This window comes from Actinoplanes sp. NPDC023714 (assembly GCF_040639855.1).
GTDB lineage: Bacteria > Actinomycetota > Actinomycetes > Mycobacteriales > Micromonosporaceae > Actinoplanes.
Genome location: NZ_JBFAAR010000001.1, coordinates 1,348,846 through 1,363,468, shown reverse-complemented (window position 1 = coordinate 1,363,468; position 14,623 = coordinate 1,348,846). Strand labels below are relative to the sequence as shown.

Annotated in this window: 15 protein-coding genes; 9 read left to right on the top strand and 6 right to left on the bottom strand. The window is 71.7% G+C overall.

Annotation, left to right across the window (positions count from 1 at the left end):
- Positions 1–2 precede the first annotated feature (2 nt).
- Complete coding sequence (locus tag AB0G10_RS06380; RefSeq protein WP_360917366.1) at positions 3–914, bottom strand: ketopantoate reductase family protein; 912 nt, start codon at positions 912–914, stop codon at positions 3–5.
- Between the two features lie 40 nt (positions 915–954).
- On the opposite strand from AB0G10_RS06380, the gene AB0G10_RS06375 reads away from it, so the two are divergent.
- Both AB0G10_RS06375 and AB0G10_RS06370 read left to right on the top strand, forming a co-directional pair.
- A complete protein-coding gene (locus tag AB0G10_RS06375; RefSeq protein WP_360917363.1) occupies positions 955–1,182 on the top strand; it encodes a potassium transporter TrkA in 228 nt (75 codons plus the stop codon).
- Between the two features lie 7 nt (positions 1,183–1,189).
- Positions 1,190–2,668: a cation:proton antiporter gene (locus AB0G10_RS06370; protein WP_360917361.1), complete on the top strand. Its 1,479-nt coding sequence runs from the start codon at positions 1,190–1,192 to the stop codon at positions 2,666–2,668.
- Between the two features lies 1 nt (position 2,669).
- On the opposite strand, the gene AB0G10_RS06365 is transcribed toward AB0G10_RS06370, so the two are convergent.
- From AB0G10_RS06365 to AB0G10_RS06350, 4 genes are read right to left on the bottom strand one after another with little or no spacing between them, the layout of a single operon-like run.
- On the bottom strand, positions 2,670–2,933 hold the full coding sequence (locus AB0G10_RS06365; RefSeq protein WP_360917358.1) for a UBP-type zinc finger domain-containing protein: 264 nt from the start codon (positions 2,931–2,933) through the stop codon (positions 2,670–2,672).
- Positions 2,930–4,504, bottom strand: a complete 1,575-nt coding sequence (locus AB0G10_RS06360; RefSeq protein WP_360917355.1) for a Na+/H+ antiporter — start codon at positions 4,502–4,504, stop codon at positions 2,930–2,932. The genes AB0G10_RS06365 and AB0G10_RS06360 overlap by 4 nt, the downstream gene beginning before the upstream one ends.
- Before the next feature lie 34 nt (positions 4,505–4,538).
- Positions 4,539–5,117 carry a fibronectin type III domain-containing protein gene (locus tag AB0G10_RS06355; protein ID WP_360917352.1) on the bottom strand — a complete coding sequence of 193 codons (579 nt, stop codon included), beginning with the start codon at positions 5,115–5,117 and terminating at the stop codon, positions 4,539–4,541.
- Between the two features lie 32 nt (positions 5,118–5,149).
- A complete protein-coding gene (locus AB0G10_RS06350) occupies positions 5,150–5,755 on the bottom strand; it encodes an EcsC family protein (RefSeq protein WP_360917975.1) in 606 nt (201 codons plus the stop codon).
- Positions 5,756–5,952: 197 nt separating this feature from the next.
- On the opposite strand from AB0G10_RS06350, the gene AB0G10_RS06345 reads away from it, so the two are divergent.
- The 6 genes from AB0G10_RS06345 to AB0G10_RS06320 all read left to right on the top strand — a co-directional run bounded on the left by AB0G10_RS06345 (position 5,953) and on the right by AB0G10_RS06320 (position 13,604).
- The gene (locus tag AB0G10_RS06345) at positions 5,953–6,855 is read left to right on the top strand and encodes a PAC2 family protein (RefSeq protein ID WP_360917349.1); all 903 of its coding nucleotides are present in this window, start codon (positions 5,953–5,955) and stop codon (positions 6,853–6,855) included.
- A 167-nt stretch (positions 6,856–7,022) separates the two neighbouring features.
- Entirely contained in the window at positions 7,023–7,691 is a 669-nt protein-coding gene (locus AB0G10_RS06340) for a hypothetical protein (protein ID WP_360917974.1), read from the top strand.
- A gap of 647 nt (positions 7,692–8,338) precedes the next feature.
- Positions 8,339–9,292, top strand: a complete 954-nt coding sequence (locus AB0G10_RS06335; protein WP_360917346.1) for an EamA family transporter — start codon at positions 8,339–8,341, stop codon at positions 9,290–9,292.
- Between the two features lie 250 nt (positions 9,293–9,542).
- Positions 9,543–10,544, top strand: a complete 1,002-nt coding sequence (locus tag AB0G10_RS06330; protein ID WP_360917343.1) for a hypothetical protein — start codon at positions 9,543–9,545, stop codon at positions 10,542–10,544.
- Positions 10,545–10,566: 22 nt separating this feature from the next.
- Positions 10,567–11,235 (top strand): tRNA (guanosine(46)-N7)-methyltransferase TrmB, encoded by a 669-nt coding sequence (trmB, locus tag AB0G10_RS06325; protein ID WP_360917340.1) that lies wholly within the window; start codon positions 10,567–10,569, stop codon positions 11,233–11,235.
- 380 nt (positions 11,236–11,615) lie between these two features.
- Complete coding sequence (locus AB0G10_RS06320; protein ID WP_360917336.1) at positions 11,616–13,604, top strand: ATP-binding protein; 1,989 nt, start codon at positions 11,616–11,618, stop codon at positions 13,602–13,604.
- A gap of 9 nt (positions 13,605–13,613) precedes the next feature.
- Here AB0G10_RS06320 and AB0G10_RS06315 read toward each other — a convergent pair whose 3' ends face one another.
- A complete protein-coding gene (locus tag AB0G10_RS06315) occupies positions 13,614–13,799 on the bottom strand; it encodes a hypothetical protein (protein WP_360917333.1) in 186 nt (61 codons plus the stop codon).
- A 393-nt stretch (positions 13,800–14,192) separates the two neighbouring features.
- Here AB0G10_RS06315 and AB0G10_RS06310 point away from each other — a divergent pair, with 393 nt between their 5' ends.
- Positions 14,193–14,531: a hypothetical protein gene (locus tag AB0G10_RS06310; RefSeq protein WP_360917330.1), complete on the top strand. Its 339-nt coding sequence runs from the start codon at positions 14,193–14,195 to the stop codon at positions 14,529–14,531.
- Positions 14,532–14,623 lie beyond the last annotated feature (92 nt).

The following is a 14,623-nucleotide window of genomic DNA, read 5'->3' as shown; positions in this document are numbered from 1 at the left end:
GGTCAGCGGCTCGCCGTGTAGATGGAGAGGCCGGTGTACGCGGCCTCCAGCAGCGGCGCCGGCACACCGCGCCCGGCGGCCTCCCGGACGAGGTCGCCGAGGATCGCCTCGGCCTCCACCGGGCGGCCCGCGACCAGGTCCCGGTACATCGAGGACGTCGTGCGCTCGCCGGTGGACATCTGCGCTTCGAGGATCTCCCGGGCGCGCGGGCGGGGTTCGTACCCCGCAGCGGTGGCCGCGGCCACCGCCTCGGCCGCCACCGCGGCAGTGAGCCGGCGCCCGCCCGGGGCCGCGTTGATCTCCCCGATCGAGGCGCGCATCAGCGTGGTGGCCGCGCCCAGCGAGGCGAGCAGCACCCACTTCTCCCACATCTCGGCGACGATCCGGGACGACGGCCGGGAGTCGAAGCCCGCGCCGGTCAGCGCCGCGGTCACCGCGTCGAGCCGATCGTCCGGCTCGGCGGTGAGCGGGCCGAACGCGAGCCGGTGCAGGCCGGTCATCCGCACCACGTCGCCGTCGTCGTTCAGGGTCGCGTGGATCATGCAGACGCCACCCCAGACCTGCCGCGGGCCGAACCGCCCGGTCAGCGCGCCGACGTGCCGCATCCCGTTCAGCAGCGGGACGACCACGGTGTCCGGGCCGGCCGCCGGCGCGAGATCGGCGAGCACCCGCTCCAGCCCGTAGCTCTTCACCGCCACCAGGATCAGGTCGTAGGGGCCGCCGGGGTCGTCCGCCGTGACGGTCCGCGGCGTGAGCGTCGTCTCCCCCTCCGGGCCGAGGATCCGCAGCCCGCGCTCCGCCAGCAGCGCCGCCCGCGCCGGGCGGACCAGGAACGTCACGTCCCGGCCGGCCTCGAGCAGCCGGCCGCCGAAGTATCCGCCGGTCGCGCCGGCCCCCGCGATCAGGATTCGCACCCGCACCATCTTTCAGCATCGGCCCGTAGGATCCCGGCCCATGGGTAAAGGCGTTCACATTCAAGAGCTCCCGGGGGTCGGCACCCGGTACGACATCGCGCTCGGCAGCGGCGGCCAGCGGGTGTCCATCGTGGCGTCCAGGGACGGCAAGCGGCACCTCTACGTCTTCGAGACCAGCGGGGACGATCCCACCGCCGTGCTGGAGCTGACCGAGGAACAGGCCCGCAAGGTCGGGGCCGTCCTGGCCGGCACGTTCTTCACCGACTAGGCCGCCGGTGCACGCGAACCTCATCGGCCTCGGCGCGCTGATCCTGGCGGCCGGCCTGCTCGCCCGCCTCGGACGCCGCTTCCGGCTGCCGACCGTCCCGTTCTTCATGCTCGCCGGCATCCTGCTCGGCCCGTTCACCCCCGGTCCCACGCTCTTCGAGCACCCCGAGGACCTCGACATGCTGGCCCTGCTCGGGCTGGTGCTGCTCCTCTTCCACCTCGGCGTGGAGTTCCCGGTCGAGCAGGTCCTCGGCAGCGGCAAGCGGCTGTTCGCGGCCGCCGGGGCGTACATCGGCATCAACATCGGGGCGGGCCTGGGCCTCGGGTTCGCGCTCGGCTGGGGCACCTCCGAGGCGTTCGTGATCGCCGGGGCGGTCGGCATCTCGTCGTCGGCGATCGCCACGAAGCTGCTCATCGAGCTGCGCCGGCTCGCCAACGCCGAGACCCCGCTCATCCTCGGCATCATCGTGATCGAGGACCTGTTCCTCGCCCTCTACCTGGCCCTGCTCACGCCGATCCTGTCCGGCGCCGACTCGGCCGGCGAGCTGGCCCTGCGGATCGGCATCAGCTTCGGCTACCTGGTCCTGCTCTTCGCGATCGCCCGCTGGGGCGCCCGGCTGATCGGCAAGGTGATCGACAGCAACGAGGACGAGCTGCTGGCGGTCCTGATGGTCGGCCTGGTCGTGCTGGTCGCCGGGCTCTCCGCCGAGGTCGGCGTCTCGGACGCGATCGGCGCGCTGATGATCGGCCTGGTGGTGGCCCGCACCTCGGTGAAGGAGCGCGCCGAACGCCTGGTGCTGCCGCTGCGGGACGTCTTCGCCGCGATCTTCTTCGTGGCGTTCGGCATGAGCATCGACGTCGGCGCGATCGGCTCGGTGGCCGTCCCGGTGCTGATCGCGGTCGGCATCACGGTGCTCACCAACGTCACGGCCGGCCTGATCACCGCCCGGCTGTTCGGCTTGAACCAGCGCGGCGCCGCCAACGTCGGGCTCACCGTGCTGGGCCGCGGCGAGTTCTCGCTGATCCTCGCGACGCTGGCGCTGAGCGCCGGCCTGGACGAGCGGATCGGCCCGTTCATCGCGCTCTACGTGCTGATCCTCGCGGTGCTCGCGCCGATCCTGGCGGCGAACTCGCGGATGCTCGCCCGGTTCCTGCCGGACCGTCTCCTGCACGACCGGTGGCGATACGTGCGGGAGGAGACGATCAGCACGGCCTGCACCCACATGGACCGGATCCACATCACCGAGACCGACACCGACGTCTGCCCGCAGTGCGTGGAGTCCGGCGACACGTGGGTGCAGCTCCGGATGTGCCTCACCTGCGGCGAGGTGGGCTGCTGCAACGACTCGGTCAACAAGCACGCGGACGCGCACTTCGCCGACACCGGGCATCCGATCATCCGGTCGCTGCAGGACGGCGACGGATGGGAGTACTGCTACGCCGACGGCACGCTGATCCGCGAGCCGGCCGGCTCGAACCGCAGCTGAATCAGCCCAGTTGCTGGTCGACGTAGCACCAGCGCCAGGACTCCCCCGGCTCGTACGACCGCATCACCGGGTGGTCCTGCTCCTCGTGGTGGCGCGACATGTGCCGCCGCGGGGAGGAGTCGCAGCATCCGACGTATCCGCAGGACAGGCAGACCCGCAGGTGCACCCAGTCGTGGAGACCGTCGTGCACGCACTCCGGGCAACCTCCCTCGTAGGGCGCGAGGGGCGCCGGGTCGCCGGCTTCCTTCAGGTGCTCACAGGTCAATGCTCACTCCGTTGCAGCTGGGACTCTTCCAGATCGAGCTCGCGCTGGGCGCGCACCAGCACCTCCTCCGGGATCCGCCCCTCGTTCCGGGCGATCTTGAAGACGTGCCGCTCGGCTTTGATCATCTCGCGCCGCAGCCGGCCGTACGCCGCCGACGGCGTCTCCTGGTCCTGACTGCCGAGACGCTCCCACGCGTTGTTGGACCGGCTCTCCATGAGGCCGCGCAGCCGCTCCACCACGGCCGGCGGCGCGCCGTTCGCGTGCGCGTCGAGCGCCTCGAGGGCGGCCCGGCTCGCGGTGTGCTGCACGCCGGCCTCGGAGAGCGCGTCCTGGGTGCTGTTGTCCTCGCGGACCTTCAGGATCCGGGCCAGGGCCGGCAGGGTCGCGCCCTGCACCAGCAGGGTCAGCACGATGATCGCGAAGGCCACGAAGACGAACAGCTCGCGCGGGTACTCCGGCACCCCGTCCACGCCGGGCTCGGGCAGCGTCTGCGCGGCCGCGAGGGTCACGACGCCGCGCATGCCGGCCCAGGCGATCACGGTCGGCACCGCCGGGCGCGGGCGCTCCTCCCGGTTGCGGATCCTCGGCACCAGCCGGGCCAGGTAGGTCGCCGGGTACATCCAGGCGAACCGGATCAGCACGAGCGCCGCGAAGACCACGGCGGTGACCTGCAGGGTCGTACGCATGTCGGTCTCGATGCCGCCCACCACGGCCCGCAGTTGGAGGCCGACCAGCAGGAAGACCACGCCCTCCAGGAGGAAGTTCACGAGACGCCAGACCGCGTCCATCTGCAGCCGGGAGGTGGCCGAGAGCAGGTACGGCATCCGGTGACCCAGGTAGAGGCCGGTGATCACGACGGCCACCACGCTGGACGCGTGGATCTTCTCGGCGACGATCACCACGACGAACGGGGTGAGCAGCGCCACCGCGTCCTCCAGCAGCGCGTCCTGGATCCGGCGGTGCAGCCAGGCCGCGCCGACCGCGAAGACGAAGCCGATCGCGAGGCCGCCGCCCGCCTTCAGCACGACCTCGCCGGCGATCTCGGCGAACCCGACCGCGGCGCCGCCCAGCGCGCCCGCGGCCACCCGGACCAGGACCAGCGCGGTCGCGTCGTTGAGCAGGCTCTCGCCCTCGAGGATGGTGACCACCCGCCGGGGCAGCCCGACCCGCCGCGCGATCGCGGTCGCGGAGACCGCGTCCGGCGGGGCGACGATCGCGCCGAGCGCCACGCAGGCGGCGAGCGGGACCTCGGGCAGCAGCATGTGGACCAGGAACCCGATCACCATGGCGGTCAGCACCACGAGGCCGACGGCGAGCAGCAGGATCGGCCGCAGCGCGTGGCGGAACGCCGGCACCGAGGTCTGCAGGGCGGCGACGTAGAGCAGCGGCGGCAGGATCCCGATGAGGACCAGCTCCGGCTCGAGGTGCGCCTCCGGGAAGCCCGGCACGTACGAGAAGGCGAGGCCGGCGACGAGCAGCACCAGCGGCGCCACGAAGCCGAGGCGGCGGGCCAGCGCGGCGCCGACCACGGAGATCGCTACGAGCACGACCACGTCGACGATGGCTTCCATGCGGGGAAGCTTAGAGACTGCCCCGCCGAACGGCTCAGGACGTGGTGCTCACCACTCCCGAACGTGCGACCGTCCTGGTGTAGGTGCCCTCCTGGGACGTCACGTGCCTGCGCCGGACATCGACCGAGAAGACGTAGTTCGTGCCCGGAGTCAGCCCGGTGACGCTCGCGCTCAGGTCGCCGCAGCCGGTCGGGGTGACGGTGGTCCAGCCCACGTCCTGCTGCTGGCCGGGCTGGAGGTCCTGGTTCGCGGCGGTCAGCTTGTAGTCGACGATGTCGCTGCCGCCCGGGTTGTAGAAGGTCACCACGGCGCTGGTCCGGCCGGGCACCACGTCCAGCCCGTTGATCACGCCGGCACCGCGCGGGGCCGGGGTGCAGGTCGGGCTCGCGGCCGGGGCCGGCGGCGAACCGCTGTTCAGCGTCGGCAGGGTCAGCTCCGGCGTGGGCGACGCGGTGCCGTACCGGGTGACCGGCGACGGGGTCGCCCGGCCGGCGTTCACGCTGATCCAGTCGGCGCCGCTGTTGTCGGCGGGCGTCGACGCCGTGGGCGCCGACGAGCACCCGGCGACCAGCAGCGGGAGCGCGACAGCGGAGAGCAGGAGGGCAGCCTTCACGTCAGGTTGATTCGGGCCGGGCCGCCGAATGCTTAGCCCTTCCGGTACCGCTCCCGCGCCCGTTTCGCCAGATCCTTCGTCGCCACCGAGTTGGCCCAGGTGCCCAGGACCATGCCGCCGAGCGGGATCACCTTGACGACGACGCGCTTGGCGGCCCGTACGCCCGCCATCTGCGCGAGTCGAACGCCCAGGGTGACCAGGACGCGCGCCATCGGCGCGCCGGACGCGCCGGTGAAGACGCGGCTCGCGTGCTCCCGGCCGGCCGCGACACCCAGCGCCGCGCGGGCGGACTCGGCGTACTTGTGCACGCGCTGCAGGATCAGCAGCTCGGTGGCGCGCTCCGGCCCCTCCGGGTCGTGGCCGTAGGCGGCCGCCACGTGCAGCACCATCCGCGCCTGCGTCCAGGACAGCACGCCCACGTCGATCACGGCGCCGGGCAGCCCGGCCGCACCGGACACCGCGCCGGAGAGCCGGGCCTGGTTGGTGAACCGCTTGATCGCGAGAGCGGCCAGCTCGTCGGGGCCGGCTTCCGGGCGTTCGGCGCGCATCCGGGCGGTCCAGCGCGCGGCCTCCGGGCCGAGCCGCCGCACCGCCTCCAGGGCGAGGTGCTCGGGCGCGTACTGGGGGTCGGCCTTCATCCGCGCCCAGAGCGTGCTCGGTGGCGCCGTGTTCTCCAGAACCTGACTCACAGTTCCTCCGCGGGGGTCGGGCACCTCAGTGTGCGTGGTCCATGCACGTGCCCTATCTGTGCCATGAGTAACAATGCGTGAAGCCGGAATGCGCCAGCCTCTTCCGGTGTTGCCAACGGTTACCCACTCGCGAGGAGGACCGCAGCGTGCTCGACCCACACGGGCTCTACGAGGTGACCGGTGAGCTGCCGGTCCTGGACAGCCCGGTGCTCATCCAGGCGCTCACCGGGTTCGTCGACGCCGGCAGTGCGATCCAGTTGGCCCGGGACCACATGCTGGAGAACCTGGAGAGCGAGGTCGTCGCGACCTTCGACCTGGACCAGCTCCTCGACTACCGATCCCGCCGCCCCCCGATGATCTTCGTGGCCGACCACTTCGAGAGCTACGAGGACCCGGTTCTCGCGCTGCACCTGGTGACCGACCAGCTCGGCACCAAGTTCCTGCTGCTGGCGGGCCCGGAGCCGGATCTGCAGTGGGAGCGCTTCATCGCCGCGACGACCCAATTGATCAAAACCTTGGGTGTACGGGTGACCGTCGGCCTCAACGCGATCCCGATGGCCGTCCCGCACACCCGGCCGGTCGGGGTCACCGCGCACGCGACCGACAAGAAGCTCCTCGGCGACCACGAGTCCTGGCTGCAGCGGGTCCAGGTGCCGGCCAGTGTCGGCAACCTCCTCGAGTTCCGCCTCGGCCAGAACGGGCACGACGCGCTCGGCTACGCCGCCCACGTCCCGCACTACCTGGCCCAGACCGGCTACCCGGCCGCCGCCGAGCTCCTCCTCGATTCGGTCTCCGCCTCCACCGGCCTGGCCCTGCCCACCGGCGGCCTGCGCGAATCGGCGACCCTGGTCCGCGAAGAGGTCGACAAGCAGATCGCCGACGACGAGCAGGCCGGCCGGCTGGTCACCTCGCTCGAGGCGCAGTACGACGCCTTCGTCCGGGGCCGCCAGGGCAACCTCCTGGCCGGCACCGACACCCCCCTCCCGACGGCCGAGGAGCTGGGCGCCGAGCTGGAGCGCTTCCTCGCCGAACAGAGCCGGGACGAATAGCCCTCCGTCTCGTGAGAACGGCGTCACCCCCTCCGGGTGGCGCCGTTTTCGCGTTGGGAATGTCGTACCCGTCGATTAGTATGTATGTACGAAAGAGGGGGCCTGAGCTGCTGATCTTCGGTGGTTTTCGGACGCCGGGCAGCGCTAGTGAGGAGACCGACGTGACCATGTCCACGCTCTCGACCAACCCTGTGCCCGTGATCCCTCCCTACGCCACGATGCTCGGCTTCACGCGGTACGTTTCCCGCACCGGCCCGGCCAAGGCCACGTTCGTGGGCGGCCTGCGCAAGCAGCGGGAGCGCCGGTCCGGCTTCAACCCGCACGGCCAATTGGTGAAGGCCTTGAAGGCCGACATCGCGTTCCGCACCGGCGGGACCTACCTCGACGGCGTCGTCGGGCTGGTGAAAGACCGGTGGAAGCCGCTCTACTCGACACTGCGCGGCGGCGCCCGGGCCTACCTCGCGTCCCTCGGCGACCCGGAGAAGGTCAACCTCGCGCAGACCCGCGACGCCATCGCCACGGTCGGCCCGCTCGCCGTGAAGATCAACCCGCATTTCGGCCTGCGCTTCGACGACGGGCGCCGCGAGGCCGTCCGCCTCCACTTCGACGAGGAGCCGCCGAGCACCGAGGCGGTGACCGCCATGCTGCACCTGATGGCGAGCCACATGGACCAGATCCTGCCCAACGCCGAGCCGGTCCTGGTCGACGTCCGCCGCGGCGCCACCCACCGTCTCGACACGGCGGCCCAGCCGGCCTACGTCGAAAGCTGGCTGGCCGGCGAGGCGGCCGCCTTCACCGCGATGTGGTCGGCGACGGCCACCCAGGCAGCGGCCTGACCTCCCTGACCCTCCCCACCACGGCGCCCCCGGCGTGAACTGCCCGTCACGCTGGGGGCGCCCCCTTGCGTCCCGCCCCGCGTGTTCACATTGCCGTCGCGTGTTGAGTTGAGGTGCGGATCGCGCCCGAACTCAACACGCCGCGGTGGTCGTGCCGTCGCGTGTTGAGTTGAGGTGCGGATCACGCCCGAACTCAACACGCCGCGGTGGTCGTGCCGTTGCGTGTTGAGTTGTGGTCCGGATCGCGCCTGAACTCAACACGCCGCGGTCGTCGAGACGTCGCGTGTTGAGTTGTGGTCCGGATCGCGCCCGAACTCAACACGCCGCGGTCGTCGAGACGTCGCGTGTTGAGTTGTGGTCCGGATCACGCCCGAACTCAACACGTCGCGGTGGTTGAGATGTCGCGGAGGCGGGCGCGCTCCTCGGCCGGCTGTTGCGCCCATCACGGCATCACGGCGCGACAACCCCCGGCCCTCGTCCGCTACGCTGCGCGCGTGAGTCTTTCCCTCGATCTCGGCAACCTCGGCCCGCCGCGCTCCTGACCGGAGCGCCCGCCCCCGCCGTCCGGGCACTGCTCGGACGGTCGTTCATCGCTGCGCTCCGGTGCCTGCCGACACCGACTCACTTCTCTCTTCCGGAGCGCACCCGTGTTCTCTTCTTCTGCTGCCGGCGCACGCCTGGCACTTCTGCAACTGTCCGCCGCCGGCATCCTCTGGGGTACGGCCGGCGTGGTCGTCCAGGTCGTCGCCGAGGGGACCGGCCTCGGCGCCGTGGCGATCGGGTTCTATCGGCTGCTGTTCGCGGCCATCGTCATGCTGCTGCTCGGGTTCCCGGCCCGGCGGCGGATCGTCGCGGCCTTCCGTAGCGCGCCGCTGGCGATCACGCTGGCCGGGGCCGGGCTCGCCGCGTACCAGGCGCTGTACTTCGTGGCGGTCCGTCTCGGCGGCGTCAGCATCGCCACGGTGGTGAGCCTCGGCATCGCGCCGGTGCTGCTCAGCGCGTGGGAGACGGCCCGTACCCGGCAGCGGCCCGGCACCGCGGCCCTGGCCGCGTCGGCCGCGGCGATCGCCGGTCTCGTCCTGATCGCCGGCGCGACGGCCGGACCCGGGTTGGCCGCGGCCGGGCTCGGGCTGCTCGCGGCGGTCGGTTCCGGGATCGTGTACGCCGCCTCCACCGCCCTGAGCCGGCACACCACCCAGGGCGTCGAACCGCTCATCCTCACCACGCTGTCCTGCGCCATCGGCACCCTCACCCTGCTGCCGATCGCGGCGGCCGAGGGACTCGCCTTCACCCCGGAGCTGAAGCCGGTGGCGCTGCTCGTCTACGCCGGCGCGATCACGACGGCCCTGGCGTACGCCCTCTTCTACACCGGCCTGCGCCACACCACCGGCAGCGTCGCCGCCGTCGTCACCCTGCTCGAACCGCTCACGGCAGCCCTCCTGGCCGTCCTGTTGATCGACGAGCCGCTCGGCGCCACCACGATCGCCGGCGGCGCTCTGCTCCTGGGCGCGGTGGCAACGCTCTACCTGCGCGCCGAACCCACCGCCCCCACCAAGCAGCCCCAAGCCGAAGCCGATGCCGACGCCGACGCCCGAACCTGAGCCCGCGAAGCCCAGCTGCACCACAGAGCGACAAATCGGGCGCCAACCCAGCCCTCCCGTACAGCCAGTCCGAGCCGGCCGCACCGGAGGGCGCCGGCCCACCCCTCAACCGTAAGGACCAACCCGACATAACCCGATCAGCCGTGATTTTTCTGGTATCCGCGTGGTTCCCGCTCAGCAGCCAGCCGGTTGCGACGATGCTTCCTGGTGCAAGCGCAAAGTAGGGCAGAACTTCGGGGGGCGTTCGGCCATGAAGAACTTCGGTCAGGTAGCGGTAGCGGCGACGGCGGGCATCTGCTGCGCGGTCTGCAACCCGGCAGCGGGAGCGGCCCAGGCAACACCCGCGACGACCCAGGCAAAGGCCACGAGCCAGGCCGCAACCCAGGCGAACCTGCCGAGCCTGGTCGCCTACGTACGCGGTGGCGACGTCTACACCAGCAAGGGCACCACCGAGAAGCGCCTCACCACCGGCGGCACCGCGGCCCGTCCGCGCTGGTCGCCGAACGGCAGGCAGATCGCGTACCTGAACAGGGGCCAGCTCTGGACCATGAACGCGGACGGCTCGAACCAGCGCCGCCTCACCACCCGCCCGGCGGCCGGGCCCTCGTGGTCCCCGGACGGCAAGTGGATCGCGTTCTCCTCGCTGTCCTGCACCGGCGGCCCCGGCGTCTTCAAGATCAAGGCCACCGGAGCGGCCACACCCCAGGTGATGTTCCCGAGCGACTGCAAGACCGAGGCCCTGCCGGCCGAGGCGGAGGCGGCGAAGAGCGTCCAGAAGGAGCTCAAGTCGGACAACGCGGTCGCCTGGTCCCCGGACGGCAAGCAGCTCGCCTTCCGCGGCGGCAACTGCGAGTCGATCTATGACGCGTGCCTGAGCCTCGGCGACGTGACGACCGGTGGTGAGAAGACGGTGGCCGCCTATGGTGGTGGCGGCGTACAGAACAGCGGTTTCGCGGTGGTCCCGAGCTGGCGTTCGGACGGCGCGAAGCTGGCGTTCACGGCTTTCCAGGAGGGTGAGACGGCGGACGAGAGCAAGCCGGTGCACCTCGTGGAGTACGACGCGATCACCGGCGCGACCCGCACGATCGGCAACGCGATGGACCGTGAGCTTGACTACGTCGACGCCGGGCGGGCCGTGCTCACCAGCGAGAAGGCCGGCACCGCGTGGGTGACGGTGGTCGGTCTCGCGAACGGCCTGCGCACCCCGTTCAAGTCGGGTTCGCAGCCGAGCGTCCAGCCGATGATGCGTTAGGACGAACTACCATGGGGCCGCCATGACTGAGACTGACATCCGGCCCATCCGCACATTCCACCCTCGCCGGGGACGGATGAGCGCACGCCACCATGACGCGCACACCGCTCTCTGGCCGACTTTCGGCTTCACCGTCGTCGACGGCGACCGGAGTGCTCTGGATCTGACGGAATTGTTCGGTCGCGGTGCTCCGGTCGTACTCGAAATCGGTTTTGGCATGGGCGATGCGACGGCCGAGATGGCCGAGGCAGACCCGGGACGCGACTATCTCGGTGTCGAGGTGCACACGCCCGGCATCGGCAACCTGCTGGCACTCGCCCGTGAGCGGAACCTGACGAATGTCCGGATCGCTCACGGCGACGCCATGCAGCTGGTGCACCGGATCGCGCCGGGAGCGCTCGACGCGGTGCACGTCTTCTTCCCCGATCCGTGGCCGAAGGCGCGCCACCACAAGCGCCGCCTGATCCAGCCGTCGAACGTCGCCCTGATCCGTGATCGCCTGCGTCCGGGCGGCGTGCTGCACTGCGCCACGGACTGGCCGGACTATGCGGCCGCGATGGCGGAGACCCTCGACGCCGATCCGGGCCTTCACCGCACCGATCGGGAACACCGGCGGCCCAAGACCAAGTTCGAGAGGCGCGGGGCCGCCGCTGGTCGCCCTATCGCAGATCTTCGGTACGAACGTAGCTGACTCCCCACGACCACGGATCCACACGCGGCGGGGCCGGCGGGCGCGGCCCACGACGGCCACGATCCCGCCCGTCCGGCGGCTTGGGATGCCGCAGGCACCGGCCGCCCTCGGTTTTGCCCCTTTTAGCCCTTTAAGGCCTCTAGGCTGGAGGCTGGAGGTCAGCCATGCGGCGAGATGACGCCGGCATCGACGCCGGGCGGTCCGACGGGACCGGTGCGGCAGAGGCCGCGACTCTCGCACGCCCGGCCGCACCTCACGGGGGGTCAGCCGCCGACGGGCTCAGCTCGCCGGCGGCTGCCGCACATCCGGCTCGCCGGACCGGCTCGCTGCGGGACGTATTGGCCGAAGCCTCAGCGGCCGGCCCCTCCCTGCACCGCGGCGTGCTCACTTCCGGATCCGCCGACCAGCTGGCCGCCCTGGTGGCCCGGGCGGCGCACGCCCCGAGCGCCTGCATCCAGTTCGTCGAGGACTCCCGGCTGCGCCTCTACGGCAGCTGGGGCGTCTCCGCCGACTGGGAGGTCGTCGCCGAGAGCAGCCTCGACTCCTCGCTCGGCGGCCTCGTGGTCGGCTCCGGCGCCACCCTGGTCGTGGACGACGCCCAGCACGACCCGCGGATCCCGGACGGCCTGCTCCGGCGCACCGGCGGCGCCTACCTCGGCTGCCCCGTGCACGACCGGGCCGGCGCGGTCCTCGGGGTCTGCTACGCGTATGACCACAGCCCCCGCCCGTGGACCCCCGAGCAGATCGCGGCCGTCTCCGAGGCGTCCGAGGTGGCGACGCTGCTGATCGGCGAGCAGATCGCCCGGTACGAGCTGGAACAGCAGCACCGGTTCCTCGACGCGGTGCTGGACAGCCTGCACGACGGCGTGGTGGCCTGCGACGCCACCGGCCGGATCGCGTTCGTCAACGAGCGGATGCGGCTCTGGGGCGAGAACGTCTTCGGCACCGAGACGACGCCCGGCCTCACCGACGCCACCGGCACCCCGCTGACCCGCGACGACCTGGGCCTGGTCCGGGCGCTGCGCGGCGAGGTGATCCGGGACGAGCCGCTCGCCCTGCACGGGCGCAGCCGGCGCACCCACTACTACGTCATGGACGCGCAGCCGATCCACGGCGTCGACGGCCGGGTGCTCGGCGCCGTGCAGGCCGTTCAGGACGTCACCCGGCAGCGCCGCGCCGAGAAGTTCCGCAGCTGCGAGCTGGCCGTCACGACGGCGCTGGCGGAGGCGCCGAGCATCGAGGCGGCCGGCCCGCGGGTGCTGGAGGCGATCGTCGGCGCGCTGGACTGGGTGCACGCCGAGCTGTGGCTGGTCGAGGAGGGCACGGTCCGCGCGGCCGCCCGCTGGAGCGCTCCCGGCTGGCCCGCCGACATCCCGGTGCCGGACCGGCTCGCGTACGGCCAGGGTCTCGCCGGCCGGGCCTGGCAGGTCGACAAGCCGCTGTGGATCCGTGACGTGGGCCGGCCGCAGAGCCTCATCTCCCCGGACACCTCCGCCGACCGCCTGCACACGGCCCTCGCCATCCCGGTGCACGACGGCGCCGGCCCGATCGGGGTGCTCACCGTCTTCGCCGACGCCGTCGAGGACCCGGAGGACGAACTTCTCGCCCTGATGTCCGGGATCGCCGCCCACCTGGGCCAGTTCGTCGAACGCCGCCGCGTCGAGGACCTCCAGCTGCAGCTGACCCGGAGCAAGAACGAATACCTGGCCCTGATCGGCCACGAGATGCGCACCCCGCTCACGTCCATCAGCGCGTACACCGAGCTGCTCCGCGAGGCCGACGAGGCCACCCTGGTCCGGGACGGCCCCCGCCTCATCAAGGTGGTGGAGCGGAACACCACCCAGCTCCGGGAGATCATCAACGAGCTGCTGGAGCTGTCCGCCCTGGACGCCGGGCACGCCGACGTCCGGCGTACCCCCATCGACCTGGCCGCCGTGGTCCGCGACGTCGTCGACCGCACCCGCCTCGCCATCGACGGCGAACCCGTCGTCATCGACGCCGACCTGCCCGCCGAGCTGATCGTCCCGTGCGACAAGGACCGCATGCGCCACATCGTGCAGAACCTGCTCGGCATGGCGGTCCGCTACAGCCCCGACGGCGGCCACGTCTCGGTGGCCCTGCGCAGCACCGGCCGGGCCGCCGAGCTCTCCGTCTCCGACGCGGCGGGCGACATCCCCCGAGCCGAGCGCGAACAGCTGTTCACCGGCCACTACCGCACGAGCCGGGCCAACGAACGTGCCATCCCCGGCAGTGGCCTGGGCCTGACCCTGAGCCGAGCGGTGGTCGAGAAACACCAGGGAAGCGTCGAACTGACCGGCGGCGACTCGGGAACCACCGTCCTGATCCGCCTGCCACTCGAAGTCCGCTGACGCCCGGCGTCAGTCCTCCTCCTCGCGCCGGCGGCCCAGTAGGAGCGCAAGAGCGCGCCGGGCCGCCAGCCGCCGCTCCGGTTTCCGCGCGAACGTCGCGACCATGGAGGTCGCCAGAACAGCCACCCCGCGCGCGCCGGCGGGAATGGCGACGGCGATGAGAGGGATGGCAACGTCCCACGAGATGAGTTCCACAGCAAGGCTCCTCGCCACGACGGCGATCGAGCCGAGGCCTTCCCCTGGGACAGGGATGTGGAAGAGGCACCTCGGCTCGACCGCATGGGTCAGTAGCCGAGGTCTCTTCCGCCCAGTTGAACTGGGCCGACGTCCCCGGGAGGGCCCTTCCACAAGGGTGCCGCTCCGTGTTGACGAGAACGCCGAGTGGGAATACTCCCCTCTGCACTTGCAGGCTAACGGACTGCGACCACTCCTGGCGAGCGGCATCGCCCTCTGGCGAAGCTTGATATCACCCCACCACTCCGGGACCCTGACTCTGCCGGTAAGCGCACCGGCGCAGAGTCCGAAGCGATCACCACCGCGAGCCACCGCACGCTGTGGGGCCCGCGCTCAGGGGACGGAGGGGCAGCGATGAGACCCGAGGTGGTCGCGGCGACCTACGACATCCTGGTGCGCAAGGCTCGGGAGCGGGCCGTCGTGACGTACTCCGGCCTGAGCGCGATGGTCCCGGGCCTCCCGGTCCGCGGCCCCGCGATGATCGACACGCTGATCGCCGTGACCGAGCGCTCCTGGGCCGAGAAGGGCGTGCTGCTGCCGGTGCTGGTCGTCAACGCGGGCCGGAACGGCCTGCCGAGCAGCGGCTTCTACGAGTCACTGACGCAGTACCGCCCCCACGACGACCAGTCCGACCCGGCCAGGGCCGCACGCCGCGAACGGGAACGGGTGTTCGCCGCGTACCCGGTCGGCTGAGCCGGCGACGGTTTCGCGTGGCGTCCGGCGAGCTCCCGCAACTCCGGGAGCTCGCCGGACAGAACTCCGTCACGCCCGGGTGGTCGGGACGG